Source organism: Acinetobacter cumulans, assembly GCF_003024525.3.
In the GTDB taxonomy this organism is placed as follows: Bacteria; Pseudomonadota; Gammaproteobacteria; order Pseudomonadales; family Moraxellaceae; genus Acinetobacter; species Acinetobacter cumulans.
This window is the reverse complement of sequence record NZ_CP035934.2, coordinates 103,561-125,442: the sequence shown is the minus strand read 5'-3', so window position 1 is coordinate 125,442 and position 21,882 is coordinate 103,561. Positions and strand designations below refer to the sequence as shown.

Below are 21,882 nucleotides of genomic sequence, written 5' to 3'. Positions count from 1 at the left end.
TTTTCTAGCTTAGGATTGGTAACCTTGTGGGTTCTGCTTTTGCCAGTTCCAACTGTCTGCCAACATATCTTCTAATCCATATTTCGGTTGCCAGCCTAATTCTGCAACAGCACGCGCATTATCCGCAAATGAAATTGCTACATCGCCTGCACGTCGTGGTGCAAATTCAAACGGGATGGTGATTTGATTCACTTGCTCAAACGTATTTTTAAGTTCTAAAACAGAAGAACCTGTACCCGTACCAATATTCCATGCACGACAACCTGTCTGATGCAGACGATTATTCAGCGCACATAAATGCGCATTGGCCAAATCGACCACATGAATATAATCACGTACACCAGTCCCGTCAGCGGTTTCATAATCATTGCCAAAAATAGACAACTTTTCCCGGCGACCAACAGCTACTTGTGTCAAATAAGGCATTAAGTTATTAGGAATGCCCTGTGGGTCTTCCCCCATTTGACCACTCTTATGTGCGCCAACAGGGTTGAAATAACGCAACAAGGCAATCGACCAGCGCTCATCTGCTTCAGCTAACTTTTGTAGCATTTGCTCAACAACCAACTTGGTATAACCATAATTGTTATTTGGCATGCCCGTTGGCATTTCTTCATTTAAGGGCGATACATTCGCTTCATCATAAACCGTAGCCGATGAACTAAATACCAGCTTATATACGCCTGCTCGCGCCATGGCTTGTACTAAAGAGATAGAACCCGCAATGTTATTATCAAAATACATCGCAGGAAATTGTTGGCTTTCGCCTACGGCTTTTAAGCCAGCAAAATGAATGACTGCATCAATTGTATGCTGCTCAAATAATGTATCCAAAACCTGAGCATCGCGAATATCACCCTGTACAAAGTCTAAAGACTTTGATGCAATATTCTGCACACGCACTAAGGCCTCTTCAGCACTATTGGATAAATTATCTAAGACTACAACTTCATGACCAGCGCAAAGAAGCTCAACACAGGTATGTGAGCCAATATAACCTGCACCACCCGTCACTAAAATCTTAGCCATTCTTTTTTCCTAATAAAATCTTTAACAAACCTTGTGTCGAAGAATCAAAGTGAGAAACATCCTCTGCTTCACGATTTAAAATCGGCAAAAGATGATTGGCAATTTCTTTACCCTTTTCTACACCCCATTGATCGAAAGCATTGATATTCCACAAGACTGATTGTACAAATACTTTGTGCTCATATAGCGCAACTAACATCCCTAATGTATACGGCGTTAATTGATCCAATAACACGGTAGTACTTGGCTGATTTCCAGCATATTGCTTATAAGCAGGTAAATTTTCAAGTTCTGTTTGATCTAATACTTCATTACCAAAGGCAAGTAAACGAGACTGTGCCAAGCAGTTAGAAAGTGCTAAATGATGCTGTTCAATAAGCGCTTCCGCATTATCAATATAGGTAAATTGATTTGCATTATAACGATGCACAGGAGCAATAAAGTCACAACTTACTGCATGAGTACCCTGATGTAACAGTTGATAGAAAGCATGTTGTGCATTTGGCCCCACCTCTCCCCAAATAATCGGGCAGGTATCCACTACAGCTTTTTCGCCTGTACGCTGTACAGACTTACCATTTGATTCCATTTCGAGCTGTTGCAAATACGAGGCAAAATACTTCAAACGCCCATCATAAGGTAAAACCGCATGCGTCTGAATATCTAAGAAGTTATTATTCCAAACACCTAAAAGTGCCATCAACACTGGAATATTTTGCTCAAATGGTGCAGTTTGAAAATGTTGATCTATTTCAAATGCGCCAGCCAGTAGGTCTTTAAAATTTTCCACACCTACTGTTAATGCAATAGGTAAACCAATGCAAGACCATAGAGAATAACGACCACCTACCCAATCCCAAAGTAAGAATTGATTGTCTTCTCTAATTCCCCATTCGGTCATTTTGTCAGGTTTTGTTGAAACACCCACAAAATGGCACTGCAATGCACTATCAGATGCTTTTAGAGTGCGTTGCAACCAGCATCGAGCTGTTTGGGCATTAGAAAGTGTATCTATCGTTCCGAAGGATTTTGATGAAATTATAAATAAAGTCGTCTCTGGGCGCAGTTGGTGCAATAAATCAGAAAGCTGACTCCCATCCATTGTAGAAACAAAATGGACTTTCAGATCTTGTGCCGTTTGCACTTTAAAATCAGTTAAAGCGTGTGAAATCATGAGTGGGCCTAAGTCTGACCCACCTACACCAATATTCACTACATCTCGAATCACTTCACCAGTCGCACCACGATATTGACCAGCATGAATTCGCTCTACCAATTCATACATTCGATCCAATTGACCATGTACTTGTTTTGCAAGTTGTGGATGCTCATGACTATTTTTAGGTAAACGCAATGCCCAATGCATGGCAGCACGTTTTTCGGTGTAGTTGATTTTTTCTACCGAAAATAGACTTTGAATCCAATCTTTTAATTGATGAGATTTTGCATAAGCAATCAGTTGCTCAAATACTTTGCCATTGACACGATGCTTACTAAAATCGAAGCACAATTGGTTGATATGAATTGAACATTGCTCAAATCTTAATGGGTTTTTTGCAAATAGTTGACTTAAATGCGTTTCTTTTTGATTGTCCGCTAAAGCCTTTAGCTTCGTATAGATCATATGTGAATCTTGTTTCGGAAATTGCTCTATATTATTCATAATCGTCCCACCCCCTCGTATGCAAAGCCCTCTTCTTTTACATAGTGTGGGTCATAAATATTACGACCATCTAATATAAAAGGATGCTGCATCACGTTTTTTAATCGTCGATAATCAGGACTCCAATATTGTTTCCATGCTGTAACTAAACACAGTGCATGCGCATTTTCTGCTGCTTCATATTGGTCGTCACACAAAATTAGATCATCGCGCGCCCCATAAACCTTTTCAATTTCAGGCAATGCTCTTGGGTCATGCAGTCGAACGGTTACCTTTTGTGCCCAGAATGCTTGTAGTAAACTGTGGATCGGTGAATTGATAATGCTGGGTGAGCTTTCTCTAAATGAAGCCCCCCATATCGCGACTGTTTTACCCTGAATATCTGCCTGATAATAATTCCAAAATTTTCTGAACAGCAATTCTTTCTGCTGCTCATTAATTTCCCAAACCTGTTGTAATAATCGACTACGATTGCCTGAATCAGTGACGGTTTGCGACAAAGCTAAAATATCACGTGAGAAATTTTCCCCACCAAACCCCACACCAGAATATAAATAGCTTGGCCCGATACGGCTATCAGCTCCTACCCCTAAACGTACATTTTCAATATCAATATTGAGTTTTTCAGCAACTAAGGACAGATCATTCATATAACTGATCCGCGTTGCTAACATGCCTGAAATACTCATTTTAGTAAATTCAGCATCTAATATTGGCATAAAAATCAGCTGATGCATACGTGGATAAATCGGCCGTAACAATTCTTTTATCTGTTTCTTAGCAAAAGCATCTTCATTCGTTCCAATCACAATTGACTTAGATTGTGCAATATTCTCAACTGAAGAGCCTTCCTGCGTCATATCAGGTATATATACCCACGCATCTTTAGACAAAATATCTTGTAGCGTCTTTGTTCCTTGTAAACCAAAGGTCGAACTATTAACCATCAATTTAGGATGAATAATCGGTTCAGCTTTTAATTTATGAGCCAGTTCAATTGCGACATCTAATTTTGAAGGGTTGAAGGCCAAGAAATAGACATCAAATTCGTATTTTAAAATCTGCGACAAATCACAAATTTTTAAAGCACCGTTCAGCTGCTGTAATTCAATAATCTTTTTTAAATTGGAATCGAAAGGCAAATTATGTACATGAAAAAAGCGGATATCAGACTCTGGACACCAGATCACACTATGTCCATGTTCAGCAAATAATGCCCCCATAACCGCTGCATTAAGCGTCGAACCAAATACCGCAATTTTCATATACATCCTCTGTTTATTTTAAGCATTGAGCTCTTTAATAAGTGTTTTAAATTCTTCACCAAGTTGTGGATGTGCAATACCGTAGTGTAAAACTGCTTTTAAATAGCCAATTTTGCTACCACAATCAAAGGTTTGACCTTTCATACGATAGGCTTCAACTGATTCTGTTTGTTGCAACAATGCAATGGCATCAGTCAATTGAATTTCATTGCCTGCACCCTTAGGGGTCTGCTCAAGTAATTGCATAATTTTTGCTGGGAGCACATAACGTCCCACTACAGATAGGTTAGAAGGTGCTGTCCCTACTGCAGGCTTTTCAACAATCCCTTGCATTACGATGCTATGGCCTTCCTCTGGGTTTGTTGCCACATCAACAATACCATACTGATCGACTAACTCATCAGGAACAGCTTCGACCATAATTTGCGAAGCTTTTGATTCATTAAAACGACGAATCATCAAACTCAAATCATTATCCGCCGCATCATCTTTAACCAGTACGTCTGGAAGTAAAACTGCAAAATCATCTTCACCTACAATAGATTTTGCACAAAGTACAGCATGCCCTAAACCTAATGGTTGAGGCTGACGTACACTCACAACACTCACATGTGCAGGTAAAATTTCTGTAATTGTTTTTAACAGATCATATTTCTTTTTATTTTCTAAAGTTGTTTCAAGCTCAAAGTTACGATCAAAATAGTTTTCAATTGAAGCTTTAGAGCTATGTGTGACCAAAATGATTTGCTCTACACCAGCCGCAACAGCTTCACGTACCACATACTCAATAGCTGGACGGTCTACAACTGTAACCATTTCTTTAGGAATAGATTTACTTGCAGGTAAAAAACGCGTACCTAAGCCTGCGACTGGAAGAATTGCCTTTTTAATCATGACACTACACTTCTAAGTTTAAAATATTAAGTTAATAAATGTTTGGTTATTAAATATAAGCCACATATTAATATGCCGCTTTATTAATAAATCCTTTAAATATGGTAAGAAAGATAATTTTAATATCCAGTAAAATACTCCATGTACGGATGTATTCTAAATCACATTCAACACGCTTTTCCATTTTATCTAAGGTATCTGTTTCGCCACGCCAACCTCTAATTTGCGCTAAGCCTGTAATACCTGGCTTCACTTTATGACGCAACATATAGCCGGTAATCAGTTTACGATATTCTTCATTATGTGCAGCGGCATGCGGTCGAGGTCCTACAACAGACATATTGCCTAAAACAACGTTAATAAATTGAGGGAGCTCGTCTAAAGATGTTTTTCGTAAAAATGCACCAACCTTAGTCACACGCGGGTCATTTTTTACAGCCTGTGTAACTTTAGCGCCATTTTCCATAACAGACATGCTTCTGAATTTATAAACTAAAATTGGTTTACCATTTAAGCCATAACGGATTTGTTTAAAGAATACAGGACCTTTAGAATTGAGCTTAATTGCAATCGCAATACACAATAACAAGGGGGAAATAAGCACTAAAATAGTTGAAGCAACACAGATATCTTCGACACGCTTAAGAAAGATATTTATTCCTTTAATACGTGTATCGATGATTGGAATAATTGGAGTCCCATTAATATCTTCTACTCGAGAATATAAAAAATCATAACTAAATAACTCAGGGACAATAACTGTTGAACATGTTGTATCCGAAAGCATTTTTAATAGGTTATCGACTTGATGAATATTTTCCTGACTTGTCACAATATAGACTTGATTAATCTCTTTTGAATGAATAATGCCAATTGCATCATTTACATTACCATTAAAATCATATTGATCTGCTTTTTCATTAAATGAGTAAATACCCAGCGGATTAAATCCAATCCACTCTGATTTTTTCAAATCAGTAAAAAGCTTATACGCTTTAACAGAATCACCAATAACAATTACATTTCGAGATTTTTTGAATATTTTAAAAGAAATGGCATATATTAAACGAACAAAAATTCGTAATACTGCCATAAATACTAAGACTGAACAAAAATATTGAACCAGAACCATTAAACTAATATCAGAATAAAAAAGACAAAATGGAAGAAGCAAACAAGCACTAAAGAAGATATTTTTTAAGCAAGCAACCAATTCATCAAATAGGCTTACACCACGCCAAGAGCGGTAAAAATCGGTCAATCCACCAATCAATTGAAAAAAGCTGACCATACTTAAAAATATAAGCATAGCCTGATGGCTGATCGCTAATGAGTTTAAATTAAAAACAGCATACAAAGCCCAATAAATAGCTACCACATCACAAAATCTTTGTAAAATTGATACGTAAGACGCATTTAATCGAGAAGCCATTTTTTCCCCATATCGCTTAATTTATTATATAAACAGCCATTCTTATCAATGAAACCCTTTGCATAGATTCTTGATTTATTTAGAAAGTCCATCCCAAGTCTTGAAAAATCAATAAAATAATTAATTAATATTTTCTTCAGCATTATAAACATGCAATCATTTTTTGACAATTAAACTCTAAAATTACTTTCATCATTGTTTACTATATTATTGAATATCGAACGAAATACTGTATTTATTTTGATTTATATATATATTCATGTAGGATAAGCAATAATAAAATTATGAGAGACCCATAATATGATTCCTGTGATTCTATCTGGTGGTTCTGGCACGAGACTTTGGCCACTTTCAAGATCTAACTATCCTAAACAATTTTTACCCATTACTGAAGAAAAAACATTATTTCAGCTTACTTTAGAAAGAATTACAAAATTAAGTCATGCGCTTGATAACTTTCAAAACCCTATTATTGTTACCAATGAAAATCATCGATTTATTGTTGCCGAACAACTAAGACAACAGAAACTCAATGCAAAAATTTTACTTGAACCCGTTGCTAGAAACACTGCGCCTGCTATTGCTGCCGCCGCAGAACTTGCCCTCTCTTATGGAGATGATCCTGTTTTGCTCATTCTTGCTGCAGACCATGTTATACAGCAACAAGAAGCTTTTAATGATGCTGTTAAAGTGGGCTTAGAAGCCGCTGAATCTGGTCTACTAGTGACTTTTGGTATTGTTCCTACTTCACCAGAAGTCGGCTATGGTTATATTAAAGCATCAGACTCAATTTCTACAGACCAAGCAATAAAAGCATGTAAAGTTGATCAATTTGTAGAAAAACCAGATGCTCAAACTGCCCAACAATATTTAGACCAAGGCTCGTATCTTTGGAATAGTGGCATGTTTATGTTTAAAGCTTCTGTCTACTTACAAGAGTTACAGAAATTTAATTCGGCGATTGCAAATCAAGCTAAAGAATCATTCAAACTCAGCAAAAATGATCTAGATTTTGTACGCTTAGATCAAGAAAGTTTTAAAAAATCCCCTGATGACTCTATTGATTATGCCGTAATGGAAAAATCTGATCAGGTTGTTGTTGTACCTCTTAAAGCCAACTGGAGTGATGTAGGCGCTTGGAAAAGTGTATGGGAAGTTAGTAGCAAAGATCAAAATGGCAATGTTTGCCGTGGCGATACCATCGCTGTAAATACATCCAATTCTTTAATTCACGCTGACAGTCGCTTAGTTAGCGTCCTTGGATTAGATGATGTTGTTGTGATTGAAACACCTGATGCTGTTTTGGTTGCAAATAAAAATAAAGTCCAAGACATTAAAAAGATTGTAGAAAAATTAAAATCAAATGAACGTACCGAGGTGGATACTCACCGTAAAGTATATCGCCCTTGGGGTTGCTATGATTCCATTGATAATGGCCAACGCCACCAAGTCAAATGCATTACAGTGAACCCTGGCCAAAAGCTTTCTTTACAAATGCATCACCACCGTGCAGAGCATTGGATTGTGGTCAGTGGAACAGCTCGCATTCACAAAGGTAAAGAAACTTTCTTACTCACTGAGAATGAATCGGTATATATTCCGCTCGGAGAAACACATGCGCTTGAAAACCCCGGAAAAGTACCACTAGAACTGATTGAAGTTCAGTCAGGTTCATATTTGGGTGAAGATGATATTGTGCGTTTTGAAGATTTATACGGACGTGTATAAAAAATATAAAAAGAGTGGCTAATCAGCCACTCTTTTTTATTAAGAAATTAAATTTAATAAATCCGTTTCGAATTTTTTTAATATCTTATCTTTTGATAGTGAATTTTCTGCATATTGACGGCCATTACAACCTAGTATTCTACGCTGCTCTGAATCTTGCGATAATTCAATAAGTGCATGAGCCAATGCCTGACCATTTTCGGGTTCTACAATCAAACCACACTGTGCATCATTTAAAATCACGCTACCTAATTCAGTATCAGAAGTAGCTGTTGCAATCACGCTCTTGCCACTTGCCAACATACCTGTAAGTTTTGACGGCATAACCAAATCTGCAGCATCTGCGCGTTGCGGTAATAAGTGAATATCGGCCAAACCAAGCAATTCACTCAAACGCTCTAAAGGCTGCAAGTCTATAAATATGACATTGCTTAAACCTGTACATGCCTGCTCTAGATCTGCACGCCCTGCACCATTACCACAGAACACAAACTGAATATTATCGTTTTTTTCATCTGAAATAATTTTCGCAGCTTCAGCTAAAATTTCCAGGCCTTGTTTACCCCCCATATTACCTGAATAAAGGGCAACAATTTTATCTTCACTAATCCGCAATTCTTTCCGATATGGGCTAACGCCTTTTAAAGGCTGAATAGCTGAGATATCCACCCAATTTGGGAAAGAAATAATATTTTGCTCATCTATATCTTTTGAACGTGCAAGTTTTAGCATCTGTCCAGATATGCTTGATACACGGTCAAAACAACGCATTAACCAACGTTCACATGCTTCCACAAAACCTCGAAGCCATTTAGCTTTGATTAATCCCATATCAAAGGCTGCATTTACCTCATAGTCTTGCACATGTAACCAAGATTTTGCACCATTTATTTTTGCAAAAGCGACTGTAGCTGGCGCGCACATTAACGCCGGTTCTACAGTCCAAACAACATCCGGTTTCCATGACCATTGCTTAAACAAGGTTGGCAGGCTACTTAAGGCAAAGGAAGCAAGATGAACTAAACGCTTTACACCACTCGGCTGTGCAGGTACCCAAAGAGGAGTACGATAAACAGTCACGCCATTCCATTGCTCCGTGGCATAGGCATTTTGATAGCCTTCAGATACTTTCCATGCTGGATAATAGGGCGGAGCAGTAATTACACGAACTTCATGACCTTGTTCGGCAAACCACTGTGCCATTTCACCTGTATATTTACCAATACCTGTAAGCTCAGGAGCAAAGTTAATTCCATAGAATAATATTTTCATTGCATTTCTCTAGGCTTAATTGGCTTACAAGGTGAACCTAGGCAAATATATCCTTCTGGCATATCTTTAAAAACAGAACTTCGTGCACCTATCACAGCGCCACGACCAATAGTCACATTAGGGGCTATATATACATCTGTTGCTACCCAAGCTTCATTTTCAACAATAATTTGATGACCACGAATAGGAAAGTCGATTTGAGTGTGATCATGATCACCTGTACATAAATAACTGCGCTGTGACACCACAGCATGGTCACCTATCTTAATTTCACCGAGACTATAGAGAACCACGTCATCGCCAATCCAAGCATAATCCCCAATACAAACATTCCAAGGATAAGTTACGGTAACTGAAGGTCTAATCACCACGGATTTCCCCACTTTTGCGCCAAATAAACGTAATAAAAAAGCGCGAAACCCATATAAAAATTGAGGTGACCACTTAAATAAAGATGCTTGTACACACCACCAAAGCTGTACCTTAAATGCCGATGCTTTGCGAAAATTCGGTGGCATTATAAATTTAGATAGATCTTGATATTTCAAAAGAAAAGTTCCTTCATATCTCAAATACAATTTACTTTTTTATTTGATTTGAATTGATGGCATTCAACAAATTTTGGGTTAAATCTTTTGCTGCAGATGAAACTGTAAAGTTTTTCTCATAAACCTCTCTTGCACAATACCCCATCTCAATTTTTTGATGAATCTCTAAATTTTCCCATTGTTGCAAAATTTGTATTGCTCCCTCTAAAGTATCAGCGCCTACAATACCCGCATCACCTGCTTGAATTTCTCTAAAAATATTAATTTGATCGGAAATCAATACCGGTTTTCCATAGGCAAGTGCCTCTGCAACAGCAATACCAAAATTTTCTTGATGGGAGGTCAGCACAAATGCTTCAGCAGTGCTAAAGGCAGCTGCTTTCAAGTCACCTTTCAGCATTCCTGGCCAATGTACACGTTCTTGTATACCTAATTTTTCCACAAGATTTTTAAGATAAATAATATAATTATCATGGCATGGACCAGCCATAACCAGCTGTAAATCAGGCCGCTTTATGATTGATTCAAATGCCTCTATTAAAAGATCACATCCTTTTTTTTCATGAATACGACTCAGATACAGCAAATATGGCTTTCCATTAATTTCAGGTACTAATTCCTTGAATTTCTTTTCACCTTCATCTGAATTAGGAATTGCATCTGCAGCAGCATAAGCTACTACTTTCGAATTATATTTATATCCCCAAAATACACCCTGTGCCAATCGTTCTTCCTCACTACTTGTAAAAAGAACTTTGTAGGCATTTTGTAAAACTTGACCTTGATAAATCCAATATAACTGTTTAATAAAATGCTTAAAGGGGTAAGCTTTCTTAAACCAAGGGTCTAACATCCCATGTGTAAAAACTACATAAGGTAAACCAATCGCTTGACAACCCTGTCCACCTTCAATAGAACTTGGATTCCAAAGTCCGTGTATCACTGCTACATCAAAGTGCTTGCCATTTTGTTTAATCCAGTTTTTTAGCTTCCCTGTATAACCGAATTTAGGATGGACTGGGCCAACAGCATTCACTTTACAAGGAAAATCTACAACATATTCAGCACTAGGATCATCTAATGTTAATACTTCTATATATTGATTATGCTGCTGACGAAATTTAATTGACTGAGTAAGACCTTCAATAGGACCTCCATATTCTTTATTTGCAGTAATAATAATATGTAAAACTTTCAGAGAGGGCCAAGATAATCCATTACGATCATACATTAATATTTCCCCATCAAAAGACTATTTAATCGTTCTACAAAATTATTCATTAAATAATTCTCTAAGACCTTCTGATATCCCGCCTTACCCATATTAATAGCGGAATTTTTATTTTCTAGAAGGAATATAATTTTTTCCGAGAGGGAATCAATATCATCATGGTGAATAGCAAAACCATCTACACCATGACTAACAACCTCATGCGAAGCATCTTCTGTGCCACAAATAACAGGGACTTTTCGGAGCCATGCTTCCAAAAATACGATGCCAAAACCCTCTTTTTCTGAAGGCATCACAAAGATAGATGATTCTTCATAAGATTTTGCCAAATCCTCATCTGAAACCCTGCCTTTAAATTCTACAGCTTGTGAAACACCTAATGTTTCAGCAAGTTCTTTCAGCTCTGTTACAAGTACACCATCACCAATAATTCGATATTTCACATCCGGAATGGCTTGAATAATTTTTGGCAAAGCTCTAAGTACGCTATCATGATGCTTCCCTCGTTCATTTTCAGAAAGCCTAGCAACTGTTAATAATAACGGGGACTTATTTATCAGACCATGACTAAGATCAATTCCCCCTAATGGATCCACAGCATTAGGGAAAATTGTAAACTTTTCTTTTGATACTGAAAATGATTGACTCATTTTTTGCGCTGTAAAATCTGATACCGATGCTATTTGATCCACAAATTTAATATAGTAACGATCTAGTGTTTTTATCTTTCTTGAATTAACACCCCAAACATCAATTCCATGTACAAAAAGAATCGTTTTTATACTTGGTTTTAAAATCTTAGCGACAAATGCAACAGGCAATAAATTAACATGCCCAATTAAAAGTATATCTTGTGATCCAATCTTTCGAATCACTTCTGACATTAATTTAAATTTTGACCCCTCGGTAGTTTTAAATTTAATATGATTCTCTGGCAAATCGGAATTTTTATCATCCTTTAAGATAACTGAAATACTCCCTACATCTTTGATGTTCAAGAGTCCAGAAATTACTCGCTTATTAAATTGCTGAATTCCGCCAACCTTAGAATAGGCATCCAAAGCTACGAATAGGACATTCTTCATTATATCTCTCGATAGAAAACTGGATGATTTTTAAACTCTTTTGCAACACATATTAAAATCAGAAAATTAGCTACACATATAAGAGAAGCTATTTCTATTATTGAATGAAATATATATGATAAAATAATAAACACTAAACTAATTAGAAATACAACGATAGGTAACTTTTTATGCCGATTGACAGCCACCAATGGTGTGAAAAATGTAGTCCATAACATTTCAATAATCACTGCCAATGATAATAAAAGACATAATACAAGATCTGCCTTAATATTTTCTTTGGACAGCATCTCTACAATATCCGTGATAAAAAACAAAGAAATAATCAGATAGACAATCATGCCTAAAGCTAAAAGCTTAAAATGATAATTTAATGCTTTTTTAAATCTAAAGAAGTTTTTTTCACCCCAAGCATAACTATATTCTGGCGTAAAAGCATATGACAGCATATTAGCTCCAGACATACCTAATCTTGCTACCGTTCTTGAAACACTAAACATAGCCACGATAGCTGGTGTAGAAAAAGCACCTAAGACCATAATAGGTGATTGGATCATAAGTGCATTTGTCATTGGCACAAGCATATATGAAAGCGAAGGGCCTGCTAACTCTTTAATTCTATCTTTCTGTACATAACGACAATTAAAATTTAACCAAGAAATTTTTATTCTAATAATTAAGTAACTTAAACCCAAAAATAAAACTCTTACAGCCAAAATACCAATAGATGCTTCTATAAGCCCAAAGCCTAGAGATGCAATAACGACAATACTGATAGCTTCTAAAAGCCGTCCCGTCGCAGCTAGGAATGTTTCAGCTACAGCAAATCCCTCACAACGTAATCCTGCACAGTTAAGGAGAAAAAATTGATAAATTAAAACTGCAAAAAATTGAAGCAGTAACACTGATCTTACCGATTCAACAGAAAATTCGCCTATATTTAAAATCCGATCAAATGGAATATAAATTACACATAAATATAAAATTGTACCTAATACTAAACAGATTCCAATCAGCAATATAAAGATACTTTGAAATGTCACTAATGCTTGTTGTCTATTTCCAGCCGAAACAAACATAGACATATTGTTTTTTGCAATAAAAGTAAAACCAAAATCTGACAATGCTAAATATGTAGGTATTGCAGTTAAAATAACCCACACACCAAATAATTCTAGTCCCCAAAAGTGAATTAAAAAGGGTACTGTCGCTATTTGTACAGCTAATGTTACAATTTGACTATAACCTTGTGCTAAAATATTTTTATTTAAAGAATTAATCATCTTATACTTTTAAAATAAACCTTACAGATAATAACCAAAAAAATTAAACTCGCAGCAACATAAAGTAAGTCCTTAAACAGATAAGCAAAAGCATTTCTATAAAAAAATAGAGCTGTGAATAAAGAACATATACAAAATATTTTCATCAAAGTAATTTTTTTATTTTCAAAATAAGAATAAATCCAAATTAATCTAAAAATAAAACATACTAATAGTGATGATAGTATCACACCAAACTCACCTCCAGAAATATAACCTTCAGCAGAGTAAGCAAACCCCCAACCTCCACCTTGAGCAGCAATTAAAGGGGTAACATATTCAGAGAATTTTGTATTTAATGGAGTAAACAATGTTCCAAATAAAAAATTAGGAAATGACATTAGCGGAGCTAAAAAATAATCTCCAAACAACGGCAAAGATTCTATAATTTTTGTTTTAGATGCACCTTGTGTCGCATACAACAATAAAGTTTCACCAGCGATTAAATCAGGAAATACTTTATTAAAATCATCAAAATTACTAACAATATCATTAATATTTAAATCTATCTCATTAATTCGCAAATAACCTAGATATAAAAATATATAATAAACTATCAATGTTGATATTAAAGCAATAGCCCCCCCCTTTATTGTTATTTTTAGCTTACATGCGATAAAAATCATAAAAGGTATTATGAAATATCGTCTTTGTGCCGTTGCCATAAATATTAATATATATGGCAATAAAACCAATATACATTCAAATTTATTTTTAGCATTATCTTCCCTAAGAAAATAAATTGTTGCTGAAATCATTGCTAATGGTAAAGCTAACATAAGAAAACCCATACCAGCTTGACCTCTGCTTTCAAATCCAGCTAAATAATTAGCACTTTGTAGAAATAAAAAACCATTTTTCACTACAAGGATTACGGAAAGAAAAATAGATAAAATAGCTCCCACATACATGATTTTATTTATTAAAAACTTATCAACAAAAAATATGTTAGAAATTAAAACTCTAGGTTTCATAAAAAGAAAAATTAATGTGCCTGCAAGAAGACTCAATGCAGAAATATTACTAACATAATAAGCATCTGAAAACTTAAACCCCCATCTCAAGTAGCTTTCAAAATCACCATCTATTGTTGGTAAAAAAACATATAACCCTGAACCAATTAATAAAATTCCTGTTGGATCCTTAATATTACCCCTGATAAATATATATAAAGCACCAGAAATTAAATATAAAAATGGAGGAAGCCATAAAAAACCAACATCATAGTAATAAAATAATATAAAAAATAAAGACTGAAAGAAGAATAAAATAGATAATGTTATTAAAATCTTAAAATCAATTAATTTCACAAAATCACCCAACAATCTTCATAAATTGTAAATATGCAAATGAGTAGCTATGATTATTATTTATATTTTCATTATTTGATTGCCAAATATAAGAGCTATGTTGTTTATTTAATTGAATTTCAAAACTGTTCCTACTGAAAAAAATTTCATATCCTAATACAACATAATGTGTACTTACATCATCACCAAATACACAATCATCATAAAAATGCTCAAACACGCCTAAAAACTTGGCATCTGCTCGAGTAAGCCCCGATTCAATACCAAGTTCCTCGCGTACCAAACGAACAAAAGCATCATCCAGAGTTTCATTTTTACGTACACGCCCACCAGGTACAAACCAATAACCCTTTGCAGGGGCATTAACTCGTTTACCCAATAAAACCTCACCCTGCTCATTTCGAACAATTAAATCAATCGAAATCAGAGGTGTATGTTGAATGACACTTTTAAATGTTTCGTCTGGCAACCACATATTTAAGACCGTGCAGAATCAATATTATTTAGATACCACTGATAGGCATCTCCTAGACCATCTTCTAATGAAATGCTCGCCTTCCAACCAAGATCAGCTAAACGACTTACATCCATCAGCTTACGTGGCGTGCCATCGGGTTTAGTCGCATCAAACTCAAGACGACCTTGGAAACCAGTAACTTTGGCAACAGTTTCTGCCAGTTCACGAATTGTACAGTCAATACCTGTTCCAACATTAATATGACTCAACATTGGTTGCGTATTGGCTTTAAACGTTTCAGCATCTAACTCCATTACGTGAATGCTGGCTGCTGCCATATCATCTACATACAAGAATTCACGCATTGGCTTACCACTACCCCAAATGGTTACCACTTCAGCATTGTCTTTTACCGCTTCATGGAAACGGCGAAGTAATGCAGGAATTACATGGCTATTTTCAGGGTGATAATTATCATGCGGACCATACAAATTCGTTGGCATTACGCTACGATAATCCCGTCCAAACTGACGGTTGTAACTTTCACACAGCTTAATACCAGCAATTTTTGCTACGGCATAAGGTTCATTAGTACTTTCTAAGACACCCGTCAAAAGCTCAGACTCAACCATAGGTTGGTGTGCCATTTTAGGGTAAATGCATGATGACCCTAAAAACATCAGCTTTTGTACATCATTTACATGAGCAGCATGTATTACATTTGCCTCTATCATCAAATTTTGATAAATGAAGTCCGCTGGATATTCATTATTGGCATGAATACCTCCAACTTTTGCTGCAGCTAAATACACTTGATCAATTTGATGGGTTTTAAAAAAGTCATTTACTGCTACCTGACTACATAAGTCAAGTTCGGCATGTGTTGCTACTATAATATTTGTGTAGCCTTTGGCTTGAAGCTGGCGCACAATTGCTGAGCCGACCATCCCACGATGGCCAGCCACAAAAATGCGTTGATTTAAATCAACTGACATTTGTTAGTGCTCCAAAGATACAGATACGTTATGACCATGAGCTTTTAATAATGCAATACGTTGTGCTTCTTTCAAATCTTCAGCCACCATTTCAGCACACATTTCTTGTACTGTAATTTCTGGTGTCCAGCCAAGGACTTCTTTTGCTTTAGATGGGTCACCAAGTAATGTTTCAACTTCTGCAGGGCGGAAATAACGCGGATCAACAGCAATCAATACATCCCCAACATTCACTGCAGGCGCATTATCACCCTCTACCTTAACGACAATACCTTTTTCATCCACACCTGTACCCGTGAATTCCAAAGTAATGCCTAATTCAAGCGCTGACCATTCAATAAATTGACGCACACTATACTGAACACCTGTCGCAATAACAAAATCTTCAGGCTGATCTTGCTGTAACATCATCCATTGCATACGCACATAATCTTTAGCATGCCCCCAGTCACGCAGTGAATCTAAATTACCCATATACAAACACTGGTCTAAGCCTTGAGCAATATTGGCTAAACCACGGGTAATTTTACGTGTTACAAAGGTTTCACCACGTCGTGGTGACTCATGGTTAAATAAAATACCATTACATGCAAACATGCCATAAGCTTCACGGTAGTTCACTGCAATCCAATAGGCATACATTTTAGCTACTGCATACGGTGAACGTGGATGGAACGGCGTTGTTTCTTTTTGTGGAATTTCTTGGACTAAACCGTACAATTCAGAAGTAGAGGCTTGATAAAATTTAGTTTTCTTTTCTAAGCCTAAAAAGCGGATTGCTTCCAATAAACGCAGTGTACCAATCGCATCTACATCTGCAGTGTATTCTGGTGATTCAAATGACACTGCCACATGTGACTGTGCACCTAAGTTATAAACTTCATCCGGTTGAACTTCCGCCAAAATACGCGTCAAGTTTGATGTATCAGTTAGATCACCATAATGTAAGTGTAAACGAGCATGAGACTCATGTGGGTCTTGATAAATATGGTCAATACGCTGTGTATTAAATAATGAAGAACGACGCTTAATACCGTGTACTTCGTAACCTTTTTCTAATAAAAATTCTGCAAGGTAAGAACCATCCTGACCTGTAATCCCCGTAATCAGTGCTTTTTTCATCGTTAAATTCCAATCAAGTTATTAAATATAAATGGTATTAATTATCGCCAAATAAATCACGTGTATACACTTTATCTAACACATCATCCAAATCTGCAACTATTCTATTTGCAATAATAATATCAGCAGTGGCTTTAAACTCCTGAATATCTGTTAATACTTTTGAATTATAAAATGCGCCCTCATGCAAAGCTGGCTCATAAATCACCAACTCAATGCCTTTTGCTTTAAGGCGTTTCATAATGCCTTGTATTGCAGACTGCCTAAAGTTATCACTGCCCGCTTTCATCACCAAACGATAAATTCCAACAACCTTAGGTGATTTTTTCAATATTTCTTCTGCAATAAAATCTTTACGTGTGGTATTCGATTGAATAATGGCAGAAATTAAGCTCTGAGGTACATCTTGATAATTTGCTAAAAGCTGTTTGGTATCTTTAGGTAAGCAATAGCCACCATAGCCAAATGATGGATTATTATAATGCGAACCAATGCGTGGATCTAAACCAACAGCCTGAATAATATCTTTCGAATTTAAACCACGAAGTGCACAATAACTATCTAGCTCATTAAAATAAGCTACACGCATTGCCAAATATGTATTTGAAAACAATTTAACTGCTTCTGCTTCAGTTGCGTCCATCAACAAAACATCAACATCATCTTTTAAGCAAGAATTTTTAAATAAAAGCCCGATGGTCTCACCAACATCACTTTTTTCACCAACGACAATCCGCGATGGGTACAAGTTATCAAAGAGTGCTTTGCCTTCACGCAAAAATTCTGGGGCAAATACAATATGCAAATCTGAATATTGATTTTGCATTTTTGCTGTAAAACCAACTGGTATTGTCGATTTAATAATAATGATCGATTTACTTTGAATTTCACTTAAATGAGCTAATACTTGCTCGATTGAGCTTGTATCAAAATAATTTGTGCTCTCATCATAGTTTGTTGGTGTTGCAACAATAATAAAATCAGCCATAGCATAAGCTTCATGCTGATCCATCGTCACTTTAAAGTGAATATTTTTTTTAGTGAGATACTGTTCAATTAACTCATCTTGGATGGGTGATTTTAATTGTTGTAACAAATTTACACGATGTTTATCTATATCTAATGCAGTAACTTCATGTTTCTCTGCGAAAAGCATCGCATTTGAAAGCCCCACATAACCCGTACCAACTACTGTTATTTTAGACATTCGTCCTCACCGCTCTTCTTGGTTAAATATATGCACATGTCCCATTATTCCATTGGCATTCATTTACATTATGTTTCAAAGTAAATTGCAGGCATAATAATTGCCATAACTTATAAAATAATCATTCAAAAAATTTTAACGCGAGGAATTATACATATTTTTTACAAAATCTGCGAAAAATACGCTTCATTTTATTTAAATATAATTCTCTCATTATAATATAATCAGATTGTATTTTTACCTAACAAATCCATCCACATGATTTTCAAGGATTTTATATAAACTCAACCTATCTTCATCTTTATGTATCTTTTCAAAATTTACATAAACTTCCTTCATTTCTTTAATGCTATAAAATTGCTCAAAAGATTTTAAAATCCGCTCATGCTTTGTTTTTTCAACATTTTCTGCATCAATTAATAATTCTTCATACAATTTTTCACCTGGTCTTAACCCCGTAAATTCAATCTTAATATCCCCAAGCCCTTTTTCATCTACAGGCTTAAAACCACTCAAGCGAATCATTTGTTTGGCTAAGTCTACAATTTTAACTGGCTCACCCATATCTAATAAAAATACATCACCGCCAGTACCCATTGCCCCTGCTTGAATTACCAGCTGTGCAGCCTCTGGAATAGTCATAAAGTAACGCGTTACTTCAGGATGCGTCACCGTGACAGGTCCGCCTTGGGCAATTTGCTTTTTAAACAATGGCACCACAGAACCTGATGAACCTAGCACATTACCAAAACGCACAATACTGATTTGAGTCTTTGGATTTGTCGATGCTAAACCCTGACAATACAGCTCTGCCATACGTTTAGAAGCGCCCATCACATTGGTTGGACGCACCGCTTTATCCGTTGAAATTAATACAAAGGTTTCAACATTTTGATTCACCGCAGCATCTACACTGCGCTGTGTGCCAATTGAGGTATTGTAAATACCTTCAAATGGATTTGCCTCCACAAGCGGCACATGCTTATAAGCTGCCGCGTGATACACCGTTTGTACCGCATACTGTTGCAATATACGTTCCAGTTTTGACTGATTGGTGACAGAACCTAATACTGGAATAATTTGTATATCTGATGCCTGCAATTCACGGTCAATTGAATACAAAGCAAATTCAGACATTTCAAACAGCACCAGCAATTTCGGCTGATGCTTCACGATCTGACGGCATAACTCAGAGCCGATAGACCCCCCTGCCCCTGTCACCATGACCGCTTTATTTTTAATGTTTTTTTCTAACAATTCAGCTTTAGGCGGTACAGGATCACGCCCTAGTAAATCAATAATATCCACTTCACGAATATCAGAGACTTGGACTTGCCCATCGACCAACTGGGTTACCCCAGGCAACTCCATAATTTTGACATCTGCCGAATCAAAAGATTCAATAATCTCTTTTTTTCGTGAACGTCCAACAGAAGGCATCGCAAGTAAGACTTCTTCAATACCAAATTTACCCAATTTAGTTTGTGCTTTTTTGGGTGAATAAATCTTTAAACCGCTTAAAGACTGGCTACGTAATGATTTTTTATCATCAATAAAACAAACAGGTAAATAATCATCTGAACGGTTTAGCGCTGCTGCAATTTGCTGACCTGCTAAGCCTGCACCATAAATTGCCACGCGTTTACGGCTTTGTTTTTTGGCAAAGGTTTTTAAGGTTGCATAACGAATGACTGCACGGCTCCACCACATATATGAAAACAGCATAAAGCCATACATCAGTGGAATACTCATGGGAATAAATGCGACATTCAGTTTTTTAATCGTATACAAGGCCACGATTTGAATAAATGTCCCGATTAATATCCGCAGTAAATAGTCTTCATTAAAAGAACGAACAATTGCGCGGTAAATCCCAAGTAAAGCAAAAATTGCAATGCCGAAAATACCGACATAGATATACCAAGCGTCTAAGCCTTGCATGACCTGTACATTCGGACGCGCCAAACGAATGGCATACGCCAGCCACATCATCAACGGTAAAACACAGATATCCATCAGCACCAAAACAATTTGCTTTTGGCGACGCGGTAGTGATGCTATAGATCGGATAATGTCTTTCACAACGTGCTCGAATCAGGTCAAGGGAATATTCGCGCCTAATATTATACGCGCTTTTCAGGTTTAGATTTTTGCGATGACTTGCGTAATGGCATCCACGGTTTTTTGCATGCTGGCATCCGACAATGTTGGATGTACCAAGAACATCAAACTGCTTTCACCAAGTTGTTTTGCATTTGGCAATGATTGTTTTGGACGCCATGCTGTACCATCAAAGGCTTTTTCTAAATAGACTTCTGAGCATGAACCGCTAAAGCATGGAACTGCTTGAGATGAAATTTCCGCCATGATGCGGTCACGTGACCAGCCTTCTGGCAAAGCATCAACATTGACTTGCACATAGCATTTATAAGCGGCATGTACATAATCGTTTGACGGTTTCGCTACCGTAAAATAAGGGCTACTTTCAAATACGGCTTGGATACGTGCCATATTGGCATTACGTTTTGCCGTCCACTCAGGCATTTTTTTGAGTTGCAGACGGCCAATCACGGCTTGCATTTCCATCATGCGCCAATTGGTACCAAATGAATCATGCAACCAACGGAAACCCGGTGGATGTTGCTTGTTATACACGCTATCAAAGTTTTTACCGTGATCTTTATACGACCACATTGTTTTCCAAAGACCTTCATCATTGGTGGTGACCATACCGCCTTCACCGCCTGTGGTCATAATCTTGTCTTGGCAGAATGACCACGCCCCAATATGACCAATTGATCCTGCCGATTTACCTTTGTACATCGCGCCATGTGCTTGGGCGCAATCTTCAATCACGAAGATGCCTTTTTCCTCAGCCAATTGCATGATCGGATCCATATCACACATCCACCCTGCCAAATGCACGCAGATAATCGCTTTGGTATTGGGTGTTAAAACCGCTTCAATTGTACGGCGTGAGATATTCTGTGAATCGAGTTCGACATCCGCAAAAATCGGATTGGCACCCGCAGTCACAATCGAGCTTGCTGAAGCTAAAAAAGTACGTGAAGTGACAATCACGTCATCCCCTGCAACAATCCCTAAAGCTTTGAGGGCTAAATCGAGTGCCACGGTACCATTGGCAACGGCAACCGCATGCTTGGTTCCTGCAAACTGTGCAAATTCCTTTTCGAATTCACGGCATTCCTCACCTGTCCAATAATTCACTTTATTGGATAATAGGACTTTTGACACCGCGTCGGCTTCTGCTTGGGTAAAGCTTGGCCAAGGCTCAAATGCACTGTTTAACATGGAATTTTCC

18 protein-coding genes are annotated in these 21,882 nt (G+C 36.8%); 1 reads left to right on the top strand and 17 read right to left on the bottom strand.

The window, feature by feature from the left end; genetic code table 11:
- Nucleotides 1–9: 9 nt before the first annotated feature.
- From galE to C9E88_RS00480, 5 genes are all read right to left on the bottom strand, one after another.
- The gene (gene galE, locus C9E88_RS00500; RefSeq protein WP_106985587.1) at nt 10–1,029 is read right to left on the bottom strand and encodes a UDP-glucose 4-epimerase GalE; all 1,020 of its coding nucleotides are present in this window, start codon (nt 1,027–1,029) and stop codon (nt 10–12) included.
- Nucleotides 1,022–2,653: a glucose-6-phosphate isomerase gene (gene pgi, locus C9E88_RS00495; protein ID WP_227865908.1), complete on the bottom strand. Its 1,632-nt coding sequence runs from the start codon at nt 2,651–2,653 to the stop codon at nt 1,022–1,024. Before pgi ends, galE begins: the two co-directional genes overlap by 8 nt.
- Before the next feature lie 35 nt (nt 2,654–2,688).
- Complete coding sequence (locus tag C9E88_RS00490) at nt 2,689–3,957, bottom strand: UDP binding domain-containing protein (protein WP_106985589.1); 1,269 nt, start codon at nt 3,955–3,957, stop codon at nt 2,689–2,691.
- Nucleotides 3,958–3,975: 18 nt separating this feature from the next.
- Complete coding sequence (galU, locus tag C9E88_RS00485) at nt 3,976–4,851, bottom strand: UTP--glucose-1-phosphate uridylyltransferase GalU (RefSeq protein ID WP_106985590.1); 876 nt, start codon at nt 4,849–4,851, stop codon at nt 3,976–3,978.
- 67 nt (nt 4,852–4,918) lie between these two features.
- A complete protein-coding gene (locus C9E88_RS00480; protein ID WP_106985591.1) occupies nt 4,919–6,283 on the bottom strand; it encodes an undecaprenyl-phosphate glucose phosphotransferase in 1,365 nt (454 codons plus the stop codon).
- A gap of 300 nt (nt 6,284–6,583) precedes the next feature.
- Here C9E88_RS00480 and C9E88_RS00475 point away from each other — a divergent pair, with 300 nt between their 5' ends.
- Nucleotides 6,584–8,011, top strand: a complete 1,428-nt coding sequence (locus C9E88_RS00475; protein WP_106985592.1) for a mannose-1-phosphate guanylyltransferase/mannose-6-phosphate isomerase — start codon at nt 6,584–6,586, stop codon at nt 8,009–8,011.
- A 39-nt stretch (nt 8,012–8,050) separates the two neighbouring features.
- Here C9E88_RS00475 and C9E88_RS00470 read toward each other — a convergent pair whose 3' ends face one another.
- The 12 genes from C9E88_RS00470 to C9E88_RS00415 all read right to left on the bottom strand — a co-directional run bounded on the left by C9E88_RS00470 (nt 8,051) and on the right by C9E88_RS00415 (nt 21,872).
- Nucleotides 8,051–9,283 carry a glycosyltransferase WbuB gene (locus C9E88_RS00470; protein ID WP_106985593.1) on the bottom strand — a complete coding sequence of 411 codons (1,233 nt, stop codon included), beginning with the start codon at nt 9,281–9,283 and terminating at the stop codon, nt 8,051–8,053.
- Nucleotides 9,280–9,831 (bottom strand): putative colanic acid biosynthesis acetyltransferase, encoded by a 552-nt coding sequence (locus C9E88_RS00465; protein WP_106985594.1) that lies wholly within the window; start codon nt 9,829–9,831, stop codon nt 9,280–9,282. Before C9E88_RS00465 ends, C9E88_RS00470 begins: the two co-directional genes overlap by 4 nt.
- Before the next feature lie 31 nt (nt 9,832–9,862).
- Nucleotides 9,863–11,062, bottom strand: coding sequence for a glycosyltransferase (locus C9E88_RS00460; RefSeq protein ID WP_106985595.1), 1,200 nt, complete (start codon nt 11,060–11,062; stop codon nt 9,863–9,865).
- Entirely contained in the window at nt 11,062–12,147 is a 1,086-nt protein-coding gene (locus C9E88_RS00455; protein WP_106985596.1) for a glycosyltransferase family 4 protein, read from the bottom strand. The genes C9E88_RS00460 and C9E88_RS00455 overlap by 1 nt, the downstream gene beginning before the upstream one ends.
- Nucleotides 12,147–13,430: a lipopolysaccharide biosynthesis protein gene (locus C9E88_RS00450; protein WP_106985597.1), complete on the bottom strand. Its 1,284-nt coding sequence runs from the start codon at nt 13,428–13,430 to the stop codon at nt 12,147–12,149. The genes C9E88_RS00455 and C9E88_RS00450 overlap by 1 nt, the downstream gene beginning before the upstream one ends.
- Nucleotides 13,427–14,779: an O-antigen polymerase gene (locus C9E88_RS00445; protein ID WP_162368820.1), complete on the bottom strand. Its 1,353-nt coding sequence runs from the start codon at nt 14,777–14,779 to the stop codon at nt 13,427–13,429. The genes C9E88_RS00450 and C9E88_RS00445 overlap by 4 nt, the downstream gene beginning before the upstream one ends.
- A gap of 4 nt (nt 14,780–14,783) precedes the next feature.
- A complete protein-coding gene (locus tag C9E88_RS00440; protein ID WP_106985599.1) occupies nt 14,784–15,254 on the bottom strand; it encodes a GDP-mannose mannosyl hydrolase in 471 nt (156 codons plus the stop codon).
- Nucleotides 15,255–15,256: 2 nt separating this feature from the next.
- Complete coding sequence (fcl, locus tag C9E88_RS00435) at nt 15,257–16,231, bottom strand: GDP-L-fucose synthase (RefSeq protein WP_106985600.1); 975 nt, start codon at nt 16,229–16,231, stop codon at nt 15,257–15,259.
- Nucleotides 16,232–16,234: 3 nt separating this feature from the next.
- Nucleotides 16,235–17,353 carry a GDP-mannose 4,6-dehydratase gene (gmd, locus tag C9E88_RS00430; RefSeq protein ID WP_106985601.1) on the bottom strand — a complete coding sequence of 373 codons (1,119 nt, stop codon included), beginning with the start codon at nt 17,351–17,353 and terminating at the stop codon, nt 16,235–16,237.
- A 37-nt stretch (nt 17,354–17,390) separates the two neighbouring features.
- Nucleotides 17,391–18,560 (bottom strand): nucleotide sugar dehydrogenase, encoded by a 1,170-nt coding sequence (locus C9E88_RS00425; RefSeq protein ID WP_106985602.1) that lies wholly within the window; start codon nt 18,558–18,560, stop codon nt 17,391–17,393.
- A gap of 237 nt (nt 18,561–18,797) precedes the next feature.
- Nucleotides 18,798–20,642, bottom strand: coding sequence for a polysaccharide biosynthesis protein (locus C9E88_RS00420; RefSeq protein WP_106985603.1), 1,845 nt, complete (start codon nt 20,640–20,642; stop codon nt 18,798–18,800).
- A 60-nt stretch (nt 20,643–20,702) separates the two neighbouring features.
- On the bottom strand, nt 20,703–21,872 hold the full coding sequence (locus C9E88_RS00415; RefSeq protein ID WP_106985604.1) for a DegT/DnrJ/EryC1/StrS family aminotransferase: 1,170 nt from the start codon (nt 21,870–21,872) through the stop codon (nt 20,703–20,705).
- Nucleotides 21,873–21,882: the final 10 nt, after the last annotated feature.